General features: G+C 67.1%; 11 protein-coding genes. 10 read left to right on the top strand and 1 reads right to left on the bottom strand.

Translation table 11 applies throughout. The annotated features are described in order from the left end of the window. The first annotated feature begins 17 nt into the window (after positions 1-17). The 6 genes from narJ (at position 18) to ASC94_RS14975 (ending at position 6,044) form a co-directional block, all read left to right on the top strand. A complete protein-coding gene (gene narJ, locus ASC94_RS15000) occupies positions 18-707 on the top strand; it encodes a nitrate reductase molybdenum cofactor assembly chaperone (RefSeq protein WP_056397966.1) in 690 nt (229 codons plus the stop codon). Positions 708-717: 10 nt separating this feature from the next. After that, entirely contained in the window at positions 718-1,401 is a 684-nt protein-coding gene (gene narI / locus ASC94_RS14995) for a respiratory nitrate reductase subunit gamma (RefSeq protein ID WP_056396189.1), read from the top strand. 15 nt (positions 1,402-1,416) lie between these two features. Beyond that, positions 1,417-2,181 carry a peptidylprolyl isomerase gene (locus ASC94_RS14990; RefSeq protein ID WP_056396187.1) on the top strand — a complete coding sequence of 255 codons (765 nt, stop codon included), beginning with the start codon at positions 1,417-1,419 and terminating at the stop codon, positions 2,179-2,181. A 142-nt stretch (positions 2,182-2,323) separates the two neighbouring features. Beyond that, positions 2,324-3,298 carry a GTP 3',8-cyclase MoaA gene (gene moaA, locus ASC94_RS14985; protein WP_056396184.1) on the top strand — a complete coding sequence of 325 codons (975 nt, stop codon included), beginning with the start codon at positions 2,324-2,326 and terminating at the stop codon, positions 3,296-3,298. A 68-nt stretch (positions 3,299-3,366) separates the two neighbouring features. Further along, the gene (locus tag ASC94_RS14980) at positions 3,367-5,349 is read left to right on the top strand and encodes a type IV pili methyl-accepting chemotaxis transducer N-terminal domain-containing protein (RefSeq protein WP_056396181.1); all 1,983 of its coding nucleotides are present in this window, start codon (positions 3,367-3,369) and stop codon (positions 5,347-5,349) included. 29 nt (positions 5,350-5,378) lie between these two features. Next, entirely contained in the window at positions 5,379-6,044 is a 666-nt protein-coding gene (locus ASC94_RS14975) for a response regulator (RefSeq protein ID WP_056396179.1), read from the top strand. Here ASC94_RS14975 and ASC94_RS14970 read toward each other — a convergent pair. Beyond that, positions 6,041-6,295 carry a heavy-metal-associated domain-containing protein gene (locus ASC94_RS14970; RefSeq protein WP_229417279.1) on the bottom strand — a complete coding sequence of 85 codons (255 nt, stop codon included), beginning with the start codon at positions 6,293-6,295 and terminating at the stop codon, positions 6,041-6,043. The two genes, ASC94_RS14975 and ASC94_RS14970, sit on opposite strands and share 4 nt — an antisense overlap. Positions 6,296-6,494: 199 nt before the next feature. Between ASC94_RS14970 and ASC94_RS14965 the strand changes: the two genes are divergently transcribed. From ASC94_RS14965 to ASC94_RS14950, 4 genes are all read left to right on the top strand, one after another. After that, on the top strand, positions 6,495-7,739 hold the full coding sequence (locus ASC94_RS14965; protein ID WP_056396176.1) for an NnrS family protein: 1,245 nt from the start codon (positions 6,495-6,497) through the stop codon (positions 7,737-7,739). A 1-nt stretch (position 7,740) separates the two neighbouring features. Continuing rightward, a complete protein-coding gene (locus ASC94_RS14960; protein ID WP_056396174.1) occupies positions 7,741-8,112 on the top strand; it encodes a hypothetical protein in 372 nt (123 codons plus the stop codon). A 113-nt stretch (positions 8,113-8,225) separates the two neighbouring features. After that, positions 8,226-9,680 (top strand): Gfo/Idh/MocA family protein, encoded by a 1,455-nt coding sequence (locus ASC94_RS14955; protein WP_056396173.1) that lies wholly within the window; start codon positions 8,226-8,228, stop codon positions 9,678-9,680. Positions 9,681-9,863: 183 nt separating this feature from the next. Further along, positions 9,864-12,776, top strand: a complete 2,913-nt coding sequence (locus ASC94_RS14950) for a TonB-dependent receptor domain-containing protein (RefSeq protein ID WP_082616540.1) — start codon at positions 9,864-9,866, stop codon at positions 12,774-12,776. Positions 12,777-12,841: the final 65 nt, after the last annotated feature.

Here is a 12,841-nt window from a genome sequence, read left to right as displayed (position 1 = left end):
GCATCCCGCGCGGCGGCATGCGCGGCCTGCAAGTGCTGTCGGCGCTGTTGCTCTACCCTGAGGCCGAGATGCTTGCCGCGCTGCCCGAGCTGCGCCGGGCGCTGGAGGGTCATCCTGACTGGCAGGCGCGCCTGCAGCCGCTGTTCGACCACCTGGGCGGCACGCCGCTGATCGGCCTGCAGCAGCAGTACGTGCAGACCTTCGACCGCAGCCCTGGCCACTCGCTGCATCTGTTCGAGCATATCCACGGCGAGTCGCGCGACCGTGGCCAGGCCATGGTGGACCTGCTGGCCGAATACAGCAAGCACGGCTTGCAGATGGTGGGCGACGACCTGCCGGACTACGTGCCGCTGTTCCTGGAGTTCCTGTCGCAGCAGGACGAGGACACCGCGCTGCCGCTGCTGGGCGACGCCATCCACGTGCTGGCCCACCTGGGCCGCAAGCTGCGCGCCTCGGGCAGCCCCTACGCCTGCGTGTTCGGCCTGGTCGAGACGCTCAGCCCCGTGGCGGCCGAGGAGCTGAGCGAGCCGCCGGTGCGCGACATGGACGAAGCGCTGGAAACCTTCGGCCCCGGCGCCGACGGCGTGGAGCCGCTGCTGGCCAGCGCAATGCCGGGGGCCGGCTTCGGCCTCGGCGCCGGCCCCATTGCCGGGGGCCAGCAACCCATTCATTTTTACCCGCGCACGGCCGGCGCGGCGCAACCCTGAGGAGAGAATCATGAGTTATCTGCACCAATTCCTGTTCGGGATTTATCCCTATATTGCGCTGGCGGTGTTCCTGTTGGGCAGCCTGGTCCGCTTCGACCGCGAGCAGTACAGCTGGCGTTCGGAGTCCAGCCAGGTGCTGCACACCGGCCTGCTGCGCTGGGGCAGCCCGCTGTTCCACATCGGCGTGATCGGCCTGCTGGGTGGCCACGCGGCCGGCCTGCTGACACCGGTCGGCGTATGGGATGCGCTGGGCGTCACCCACGGCGCCAAGCAGCTGGTGGCCATGGTGGCCGGCGGCGTGATGGGCAGCCTGTGCCTGATCGGCCTGCTGATGCTGCTGGCGCGCCGCGTCGGCAATGACCGCGTGCGCCACGCCACCAGCGTCAAAGACAAACTGGTGCTGGTCTGGCTGCTGGCGACCCTGTTGCTGGGCCTGAGCTCCATCTTCGTCTCGGCCGGCCACCTGGACGGCCACATGATGGTGCTGCTGATGAACTGGGCGCAGCACGTGGTGACCTTCCGTGGCGACGCCGCCGGCTTCATCGTGGACGCGCCGCTGGTGTTCAAGCTGCACCTGTTCATGGGCATGTCGCTGTTCGTGATCTTCCCGTTCACCCGCCTGGTGCACGTGTGGAGCGGTTTCGGCGCGCTGGTGTACCTGAACCGCGCCTTCCAGCTAGTGCGTTCGCGCTGATTCAAGGAGAACAACATGGGTATCGCCATCAACGGCGTCGACATCACCGACGCGCAGATCGCCAGCGAACTGCCGCACCACCAGCACGCGGCCAACCCGCTCAAGCAGGCGGTGCATGAAGTGGTGCTGCGCCAGCTGCTGCTGCAGGAAGCGGCGCGCCTGGGCGTGGGCGCCGGCCTGGAAGGGGAAGCCCTGAGCGAGGACGACCTGATCGAGGCGCTGTTCGAGCTGGAGCTGCGGGTGCCGCCGGTGACCGAAGAAGCTTGCCGCCGCTATTACCAGGGCCGGCTGGAGCGCTACCGCACCGGCGCCATGGTGGAAGCGCGCCACATCCTGTTCCAGGTCACGCCTGCCGCGCCGCTGGAGCTGCTGCGCGAGACGGCCGAACTGCTGCTGGCCGAGCTGCAGGCCAATCCGGAGCGTTTCGAGGAACTGGCGCGCACCTATTCCAACTGCCCCTCGGGCGCCGTGGGCGGCAGCCTGGGGCAGCTGCAGCGCGGCCAGTGCGTGCCGGAATTCGAGGCGCTGCTGTTCCGCCTGCAGCCGGGCGAACTGGCCGGGCGCCTGCTGGAGACCCGCTTTGGCTTGCACATCGTGCAAGTGCTGCGCAGCGATCCGGGCCATCTGGTGCCTTACGAGGCGGTGGCGGCGCAGATCGCCGACGAGCTGCAACGCCAGAGCTGGCAGCGCGCGCTGCACCAGTACATGCGCATCCTGGCCGGCCGCGCCGCGATCGAAGGCGTGGAGCTGGAAGGCGCGGATTCGCCGCTGGTGCAGTAGGCAAGAAGGGAAAAGCAGAGGCGTGTAGGGGAAGCGGGCAGGGGGCTAGTCATTTAGGACTAGTCCCCTAGTCCTTCATGGGCAATGGCAAAGGCCGGCCGCGCCGCTACAATCGGCTTAACGAGAACGAAGGAGCATCACGATGTTAAGCGACCGGTTTGGCCGTAGCATCGATTACCTGCGGGTGTCGGTGACGGATCGCTGCGATTTGCGTTGCACATATTGCATGCCCAAGGATTTCAAGGATTTCGAAGATCCGCCGGACTGGCTCAGCTTCGAAGAAATCGAACGGGTGGTGGGGGCCTTTGCCCGCCTGGGCACGCGGCGCGTGCGCCTGACCGGCGGCGAGCCGCTGACCCGGCGCGGCCTGCCGCAGCTGGCGGCCAGCCTGGCTGCGCTGCCCGGCGTGGAGGATTTGTCATTGTCCACCAACGCCACGCGGCTGGCGCGCCATGCGGCGGCGCTGCGCGCGGCCGGGGTGCGGCGCCTGAACGTGAGCCTGGATGCGCTGGACCGCCAGGCCATGTGCAGCATCACGGGACGCGACAGCCTGCCGTCCATCCTGGAGGGGCTGGCCGCCGCCAGGGAAGCGGGTTTCGACCCGATCAAGATCAATATGGTGGCGATGCGCGGCGTGAACGACAGCCAGATCGACGCCATGGTGGAATTCTGCATCGCGCAGCGCTTCATGCTGCGCCTGATCGAGGTGATGCCCATGGGCGCCAGCGGACAGGACGCCAGTTTCATGGACCTGGCACCGGTGCAGCGCCGCCTGCAGCAGCACTTCGGCCTGCGGCCGCAGGCGCTGGAACTGGGCGGCGGACCGGCGCGCTACCTGTGCACGCCGGACGGGCAGGTCAGCATCGGTTTCATCACGCCGCTGTCGCAGCACTTCTGCGCCACCTGCAACCGGGTGCGCTTGTCGGTGGACGGTACCCTGTACCTGTGCCTGGGCCAGGAGGAAAAATTCGAGCTGCGGCCGCTGCTGCGCGGCGGCGCCAGCGACACCGAACTGGAACAGGCGATCCGCACCGCCATCGAACTGAAGCCGCAGCAGCACGATTTCGGCCGCCAGCCGCAGAAAATCATTCGTTTCATGTCGCAAACGGGAGGCTAGCAGGCGGGCGCTGCCGTGTATACTTAACGTAGCTGCTTATTGGACAGCAGCGCAACCGGGAGAACACCATGGCAGAGAGCATCGCAGCAGGCCGCGCTGCCGGGGGTACCGGCGCGCGTCCGCCGCTGTTTGCGGCCTGGCAAAAGCTGTCGACCCGCATCGTCGGCGTGCTGGTGAGTTTCCTGGCCGTGGCCCTGCTGGTGATCGGCGCCACCTTGCTGCTGTCCTGGCAGCTGGAAGGCAGCGCGGCCGCCATCAATGTGACCGGCAGCCTGCGCATGCACAGCTACAAGCTGGGTATGCAGTTGAGTAATTTGCAAGAACGTCCCGATGCGGCCGCGGCGCGCGAGGAAGTGCGCCTGCAGGCCGAAGTCATCGGCGAAACGCTGGACCAGCTGCGCCACGGCGACCCGCGCCGGCCGCTGTTCCTGCCTCCCGCGTCTGTCATCCGCAGCAATTTCAACGTGGTGGAGCGGCAGTGGCGCGAGGAGCTGGCGCCGCTGGCGGCCACGCTGATGCGCCAGCAAAGCCTGAGCGCCACCGACGTGCGCATGCTGCAGGGCCGCACGGCGCGCTTCGTGGCGGCGGCCGATAGCCTGGTGCAGCAGATAGAACGCGACAGCGAAGAACGCACCTTCTGGCTGCGCGCCTCGCAGCTGGTGCTGCTGGCGCTGGCCCTGGTGGGTACGGTCAGCATCATCTACCTGTTCTTCAACATGATCGTCACGCCCGTCACCCGGCTGCAGGCCGGCATGGAGCGCATGCGCGAGCGCGACTTCGAGGTGCGCCTGCCGGTGGACAGCCAGGATGAACTGGGCCAGCTGACCGTGGGCTTCAACCAGATGGCCGACCGGCTGCAGCGCGTCTACAGCGGCCTCAGTGACCTGGTCAGCAGCAAGACCGCTGCGCTGGAAGAGCAGAACCGCGAACTGGCGCTGCTGTACGACGCCGCCGCTTTCCTGCAGCAGCCGCAGCCTGCCGAAGCGCTGTGCGAGGGCTTTTTGCAGCGACTGTGCGACTATTTCGGCGCCGACGGCGGCACCGTGCGCATGCTGGACCCGCTGCGCGGCAACCTGCACATGCTGGTCCATCGCGGCATCTCCAGCGAGCTGGTGGAGGACGAGCACTGCATCAAGGTGGGCGACTGCCTGTGCGGCGACGCGGTGCAGCAGAAGGTGTCTGTGGTGCACGACATGCGCCGGCTCGACCCGGCCATGGACCTGCGCTGCCACCGCGAGGGCTATGCCACCGTGTCGGTATTCCACATCTACGCCCAGCAGCAGCACCTGGGCTTCTTCAACCTGCACTTCCGCCAGCCCACTTTGATCGACGAGCGGCGCCGTGCGCTGCTCGACACACTGGGCCAGCTGCTGGGCACAGCCATCGAGAACCAGCGCCTGGCCGGGCGCGAGCGCGAGATGGCCATTTCGGAAGAACGCAACCTGGTGGCGCAGGGCCTGCACGACAGCATCGCCCAGGGCCTGAACTTCCTGCACCTGCAAGTGCAGATGCTGGAGCAGTCGCTGGAGGCGGGCGAGCAGGACGAGGCGGCCGCCATCGTGCCGCAGCTGCGCGCCGGCGTGGAGGAAAGCTACCAGGACGTGCGCGAACTGCTGCACAACTTCCGCGCCCGCCTGCCCGAGGGGAATATCGCCACCTCGCTGCAGGAAACGGTGGACAAGTTCCGCCGCCAGACCGGCATCCCGGTGGAGCTGGTGGCCGACAGCGACGGCGCGCCGCTGCCGCGCGAGCAGCAGCTGCAACTGCTCTTCATCGTGCAGGAGGCGCTGTCGAACGTGCGCAAGCACGCCGGCGCCAGCCAGGTCAAGGTGCAGCTGCAGGACCGCCAGGACTTCAGCCTGAGCATCGAGGACAACGGCGCCGGCTTCGCGCCTGAAAAACTGCCCGAGCGCGGCGAAGGCCACGTCGGCATCCACATCATGCGCGAGCGGGCGCAGCGCATCGACGCCAGGCTCGAAGTGCAATCCAGCCCGGGCGCCGGCACCCGCGTTGAACTGCACCTGCCCAAGGCGGCGCGCCGCGCCGCGTGAACCCCACCCACACCGCAGAAAGGTAATCCATGCAATCCGCCGACACTCCCATCACCGTGCTGCTGGTCGACGACCACACCCTGTTCCGCAGCGGCGTGCGTTCGCTGCTGCAGCGCCACCCGGAGTTCTCCGTGGTGGGCGAGGCGGCCGACGGCGTGGAGGGCATCAAACGCGCGCAGCAGCTCAAGCCTCAGGTAGTGCTGCTGGATCTGAACATGCCCGGCATGTCCGGCGTGGAGACGCTGCAGCTGATGCTGCAGGACAGCCCGGACAGCGCCATCGTCATGCTCACCGTGTCCGAGGACGCCACCGACCTGGCGGTGGCGCTGCGCGCCGGCGCGTCCGGCTACCTGCTGAAGAATATCGATACCGAATCGCTCACGCGCGCCATCCGCCGCGCCGCCGAAGGGCAGACCGTGGTGGCGGAAGCGATGACGTCCAAGCTGGTGGCGCAGCTGCACGGCGCGCCGTCGGCGCCGCCGGTATCGGACCTGGACAAGCTGACCCCGCGCGAGCGCGACATCATTGCCGGCCTGGCGCGCGGCGAGAGCAATAAGCTGATTGCGCGCACGCTGGACCTGTCGGAAAGCACGGTGAAGATCCACGTGCAGAATGTGCTGAAAAAATTGAAATTGAACAGCCGGGTGCAGGCGGCGGTGTACGCCGTCGAGCACCGGCTGACGGGCGAGCGCTAGCCGCCGCAGCACCCGCCGCAGCAGCCGCCGCCGGTGCCGGCTGGCGCGGCGGGGTAGCCGGCCTGCGCCAGGCTGCCCGCCAGCGTTTGCGGGGTGGCGTGCTTTTCGTCGTAGCGCACGCTGGCCAGGCAGTTGAGCAGGGACACACGCACGTCCGTCACGCCGCTCACGCCGGACAGTACCTGCGCCACCTTGTCGGCGCACTCTTCGCCGTTCATGCCTTCAATTTTCAATACTGCGTTTTCCATCATTTTCTCCGGTTTCAAACAAGGTTGGGATCGAGGTTCAATCGTGGCGTCAGCGTAAGCCAAGCGCGCCGCGCAGTCGATGGGAAAACCCACCGGCTGAACGGTATTTCGGTATTCCTTGACTTGGATCATCTTTGCCCGTGACGGCGCTTCACAAGCTTTGCGGACGCGCAGAAAATGTGCTTTTCAGGAGCACAACATCATGAGCCTGCTGCACATCGACGAACCTCCCGCTGCCGTCCAGGCAGCCACCCATTTCCAGCACCACCCCCTGTGGCGCCTGGGCTTCCGTCCCTTCTACCTGGCCGCCGCGCTGTTTGCCGCGCTGGCCGTGCCGCTGTGGATGGCGCGCCTGGCCGGCTGGCTGGACGGCATGCCCGCCGCGCTGCACGTCGGCGTCGGCTGGCATATGCACGAGATGGTGTTCGGCGTGGCGGTGGCGGTCATCGTCGGCTTCCTGTACACGGCCGGGCGCAACTGGACCGGCCTGTGGACGCCCACCGGCGGCAAGCTGGCCGCGATCGTGCTCCTGTGGCTGGCCGGCCGCGCCGCCATGCTGCTGGCCGACCCGGCCCATCCTGTCCAGGCGCCGTGGGCCGCACTGCTGGACGTGGCCTTCCTGCCGGTGGCCGCGTGGCCGCTGTGGCGCGTGATGCGGCAGTGCGGCAACCGCCGCAATTACTTCCTGGTCGGCCTGCTGGCCCTGATGGCGCTGGCCAACGCGGTCTACCACGCGGCCTCGCTGGGCTGGCTGGCGGTGGGGCCGGGCAGGGCGGTGCAGGCCGCCATCCTGCTGATCGTGGTGATGGAGTCCGCCATCGGCACCCGCGTCATTCCCATGTTCACCCGCAACGGCGCGCCCGGCACGGCGCCGGTCAGCCACGCCCGCACCGACCAGGTGTCGATCGGCCTGCTGGCCGCCACCGGCCTGGCGTGGACCGTAGGCGCACCGGCCTGGCTGCAGGCGCCGCTGGCCGCCGCCGCCGGCGCCCTGGTGCTGCTGCGCTTGTGGCGCTGGCAGCCGCTGCGCACCCTGCGCGTGCCGCTGCTGTGGATACTGCACCTGTCCTACGCCTGGATAGGCGCGGGCATGCTGCTGATCGCGCTGGCCGCGCTGGGACTGGTGTCGTCCAGCGCCGCCTTCCACGCGCTGGCGGTGGGCTCCATGGCCGGCCTGATTATCGGCATGATGACGCGCACCACCCTGGGCCACACTGGCCGCATGCTGAAGGCGGGCAGGGCGGAGACAGCCATGTTCGTGCTGGTGCAGCTGGGAGCACTGTCGCGCGTGGCGGCCGCGCTGCTGAACGGCCGCGAAGGGCTGGACGGCCTGCACACGGCCCTGCTGCTGCTGAGCGCGGCCTGCTGGAGCGTGGCCTTCGCCGCCTACGCGCTGGTGTATGGGCCCTACCTGGCCAGCGCCCGCATCGACGGCAAGGAGGGCTGACATGGCGCCTTATCCGCAAGCGGCCGATATCGCCCTGTTCGCCGAAGTTCATGATGCGCTGCTGGACCAGGTAGCCGAACTGCTGCAGCAGCCCGGGCCTGAACTGGCGGCTGGCCTCATTGGCCTGATTGACGACCTGGAGTCGGATTTCGGGGTGGAGGACGACCTGATGAAGGCGCTGGGCTGCGACAGCCACGCCCGGCACGCGGCCCAGCATGCGGCCCTGCTGGCATCCCTGCGGGCCCTGCCGCTGGGCGATGCCGCCGCCTGCCGCGCGGCGCTGGCGGCCTTGCCCGGCTGGTTCGCGCACCACCTGGACACCTCGGACACGCTGCTGGCCCTGGCCCTGCGGGAGGCCGCCCAGCCGAACTGATCACTTCCATGATTGGTCCAGCCAATTTTGTAATTGGTCTTGCCGCCGCCTCCGCCCAGGGCTACCATGTTCCCGGCACTATTGCCTGAAAATGACAAGTTAGGGGACACAGCATGGACGAAAAAGGTTTCGGACCGATGGATAGGCGCACTGTTCTGAAGGCGGCGGGGGCCGCCGGCCTGGTGCTGGCGGCAGGCGTGAACGGCGCCTTCGCGGCGGAGGCGCGCAAGCGCTACGCCGTGGTGGGCGTGGGTTCGCGGGCGCGCATGTTCACCGGGGCCATCACCGGCACCTACCGCGAGCGCAACGAAATTGTCGCCGTCTGCGACCGCAATCCGGGCCGCGCCGCGCTGGCCGTGAAGAAGATCACCGCTACGGGGGCAAGCGCGCCCAAGGCCTACGCGCCGGACGACTTCGAGCGCATGATCCGCGACACGAAGCCGCAATTCGTCATCGTCACCACCACCGACGCCAGCCACGACGACTACATCGTGCGCGCGCTGGATGCAGGCTGCGACGTCATCACCGAAAAGCCGATGACCACCACGGCCGAGAAGGCCCAGCGCATCCTGGATGCGGTCAAGCGCAGCGGGCGCCACATCCGCGTCACCTTCAACTACCGCTACTCGCCGCCGCGCACCCAGGTCAAGGACCTGCTGATGAGCGGCGAGATCGGAGACGTGCTGTCGGTGGACTTCACCTGGCTGCTCAACACCCGGCACGGCGCGGACTACTTCCGCCGCTGGCACAGCGACAAGGCCAATTCCGGCGGTCTGATGGTGCACAAGTCCACCCACCATTTCGACCTGGTGAACTGGTGGCTGGGTGCGCAGCCGGAGCTGGTGCACGCCTTCGGTTCGCGCCAGTTCTACACCCCGGTGATGGCCAAGCGCCTGGGCCTGGAGGGCGCCCACAAGCGCTGCCTGACCTGCACCGAGAAGGCCAAGTGCAGCTTCTATTTCGACCTGGCGGCGGACAACGGCCTGAAGGAGCTCTACCTGGAGAACGAGAAGCACGACGGCTACTTCCGCGACCAGTGCGTGTGGCGTCCCGAGATCAACATCGAAGACACCATGAATGTGATGGTCAAGTACGACAACGGCACGCAGCTGAACTACGCGCTGTCGGCCTACGACGCGTGGGAGGGCTACCACATTGCCTTCAACGGCACCAAGGGCCGCCTGGAGCACCGCATCGTGGAATCGGCCGGGGTGGCGGGCGCCAATGAGATCCAGAGCAAGAGCAACAACGTGCAGATCCGCGTGATACCCCTGCGCGGCAACGCCCGCGATATCGAACCCTGGACCGGCACCGGCGGCCATGGCGGCGGGGACGATGCCATGCTCAAGGAGATCTTCGGCGACGCCCCGGCGGACAAGTACAAGCGCGTCTCCGACGAGCGCGCCGGCGCCTATTCCATCCTGGTGGGCGTGGCCGCCAACCGATGTTTTGAAACCGGCGCCTCGGTGCGCATCGCCGACATGGTGACCGGCCTGACGCCGCCCGACCGCGCGCCCATGCCGGACCGCGCCGCACCGCTGCCCATGCCGCCGCGCGCCAAGGCCTAGCCGCGCAAACCAGGCTGGCTGCGGCTTTGCAAGGATGTGGACAAATTGCAACGTCGTAGCCGGTCTGGCCTGAACTGTGATGTTTTTCTTGTTAAGGTGGTCTAACCAATTTACTATCTGGCTATACCAAATAAAAGATTGATCAAGCCAGTTTGATCGGACACCTTAAGGAGGAGACCCCCCATGAAGCAGACAGGACAACCGAATTTGCAACGTGCAGCGCTGGCGGCAGCCGTCAGCCTGGCGGTGCTGCAGATGGCCGCCCCGGCCTATGCCCAGAGCGCGCCGGCAGGCGAGCAGCAGGTGCAGGCCGTGGTCGTTACCGGCTCGCTGATCCGCCGCGTGGCGGACGAAGGCGCCACCCCGCTGACCACCATCAAGGCCACCGAGCTGGAAGCGCGCGGCCACACCGAATTGAAAGACCTGGTACTGGAGCAGCCGCAGTCGCTGTCGCTGGGCACCAACTCCGGCGCCGCCGGCCCCGTCACCAACCTGCGCGGCCTGGGCCCGATGCGCACGCTGTCGCTGCTGAACGGCCGCCGCCTGGCCAATGAGCCGCTGCAGGACCAGTATGTATCCGTGAACGTGTTCCCGCGCATGGCGCTGGACCGGGTGGAAACCCTGAGCGGCGGCGCCGCGTCCATCTACGGCGCGGACGCCATCGGCGGCGTGCAGAACTACTGGACCAAGCGCGGCTACCAGGGCGCCTCCATCAAGGCCGAATACGCCACCCCGGAAATGAGCGGCGGCGGCGACACCAAGAGCATCGGCGCCATCTTCGGCTACGGCAACCTGAACAAGGATGGCTTCAACGCCTACATCGCCGTCGACCACCAGAAGAAGACCGCGCTGTTCCAGGCCGACCGCCCGGAGCAGCACGACCCCGAGATCCTGCGCACGCTGGGCCTGGGCCTGCTGCCGGACGCGCGCAACCCGAGCCCGATCGCCAACTTCGGCTTCACCCGCGCCGCCAACTCGAACTACAACCCGGCTTTCGCCACCGGCTGCGCCTCGCCGTACGCGCTGCCGACGCTGGGCAACGCCAGCGCCAACACGCCGCCGGTGTATGCGCCAGGCTGCTTCCGCAATCCGCTGTACTGGAACGCCATCACCGACGGCAGCGAGATCACCAACGTGGCCGCACGCGCCAGCTGGAACCTGCCGGGCGGGCACAAGCTCGACCTGGATATCCTGCGCAGCAATTTCACCGTGCAGAAGTACCGCGGCATGCAGGTGCCGGGCGCCACGCAGCCGTTCACCTCGTATTCGCTGCCGTCCACCAGCCGCTTCTACCCGGGCAAGGGCATCACCCCGGCGGTGCAGGTGGTGGGCAGCAACACCGGCGCCAACACGCCGACCATGTTCATCGACAGCACCAAGACGCCGGGCACGGTCAGCAACCTGAATCTGAACAACCGCACCATCTTCTTCCAGTGGGGCCCGGCCGAACTGGGACCTGCCTACCGCAACGACGAGCAGACCAACAACCGCATCGTGCTGTCGGCTGAAGGCGAGGTGCTGGGCTGGGACTACCGCGCAGGCCTGAACTACGGCGCCTCCGAGCGCGACACCCGCGCAGGCGAAGGCTACATCCTGTACTCCAAGGCGCAGGAAGGCTTCGACAAGGGCATCCTGAATCCGTTCGGCCTGCAGGACGAAGCCGGCGCGCAATACCTGCGCGACATCCAGGCTACCGACTACACCTACCGCCTGAACAAGGCCTACAACAAGAGCGTGGATGTGACGTTCTCGCGCGCCCTGATGGCGCTGGGCGGCGGCGACCTGACACTGGCGGTGTCCGGCGAACTGCGTCGCGACTCGGCCCGCACCTTCAACGCGCCGCTGGACTATGTGCTGAAGAAGGCCGACGGCAGCTATAACATCGACGCGTCGGGCAACGTGGTGCAGTCCGACCTGGTGGGCGAAACCCCGCAAGGCGTGGCCAAGAAGCTCAAGCGCGACATTTCCTCGCTGGTGATGGAGGTGGATGCGCCGCTGACGTCCAGCTTCCTGCTGAACGGCTCGGTGCGCGCCGACCACTACGACGACCTGAAGCAGACCACCGTCAATCCGAAACTGGCCGCGCGCTGGCAGCCGATTCCGTCGCTGGTGCTGCGCAGCTCCCTGTCCACCGGTTTCCGCGCCCCGTCCATCATGGACATCCAGAATCCGACGCCGGAAGTGCGCACCCAGGTGATGGACGATCCGGTGCTGTGCCCAAGCTCGCAGCCGACCGTGGCCGGCACCGGCACGCCGAAGCCCGGCTACACCGCCGACCAGGTCTGCAACGTGACCACCAACTACTGGACCAAGACGCCGAACAACGATTTCCTCAAGCCTGAGAAATCGCGCGGCTTCTCCTTCGGCGGCGCTTACGAGCCGGTCAAGGACCTGGCGCTGACGGTGGACTACTGGGGCCTGAAGCTGAAGGATGTACTGGGCGCGCTGACCATCGCCGAAGTGCAGCAGAACCCGACCAAGTACGCCGAGTACATCATCCGCGGCTCGAACGGCGTGATCGACCATATTGTGGCGAGCCAGGCCAACCGTGGCCAGTCCCGCATCCGTGGCGCGGACGTGTCGGCCAGCTACCGCTTCCCGGCCACCAGCATCGGCACCTTCAACGCCAAGATCGACGCCACCTGGTATCACAAGTATGAGTTCCAGAGCGAGAAGGATGGTGCATGGCTGTCGAACATCGGCATCATCACCAACGATGGCCGCTTCGGCGGTGCAGGTCCAAACTCCGGCCTGGCCGGCATGCCGCAGATTAATCCGCGCTGGAAGTACACTGCGGCGCTGACCTACAACACCGGCGACTGGAGCAGCACCCTGTCGCAGCGCTTCCAGACCGGCCTGAACGACCTGACGCCGCGCGCCGGTTCCTCGCTGACCACGGTGGATTCGTACAGCCAGTACAACCTGAACGTACGCTACAAGGGCTTCAAGAACACCACCATCAGCCTGGGTGTGAACAACATCACGAAGGAATGGCCGCCACTTACGTCCAACAGCATCTACAGCGGCGGCTACGTGACCAGCATGGCCGACATGATGGGGCGTGTGTACCGCCTGTCGGCTGAATACAAGTTCTAAGGAACTTGCCTGAAAGGCGCGGCTCCGCTTTGTGCGGGGCCGCGCTTGCTTGCACCGGCGCGCTT

The sequence above is a fragment of the Massilia sp. Root418 genome, assembly GCF_001425265.1.
Taxonomy (GTDB): domain Bacteria; phylum Pseudomonadota; class Gammaproteobacteria; order Burkholderiales; family Burkholderiaceae_D; genus Rugamonas.
This window is presented reverse-complemented; position numbering and strand designations above follow the sequence as displayed.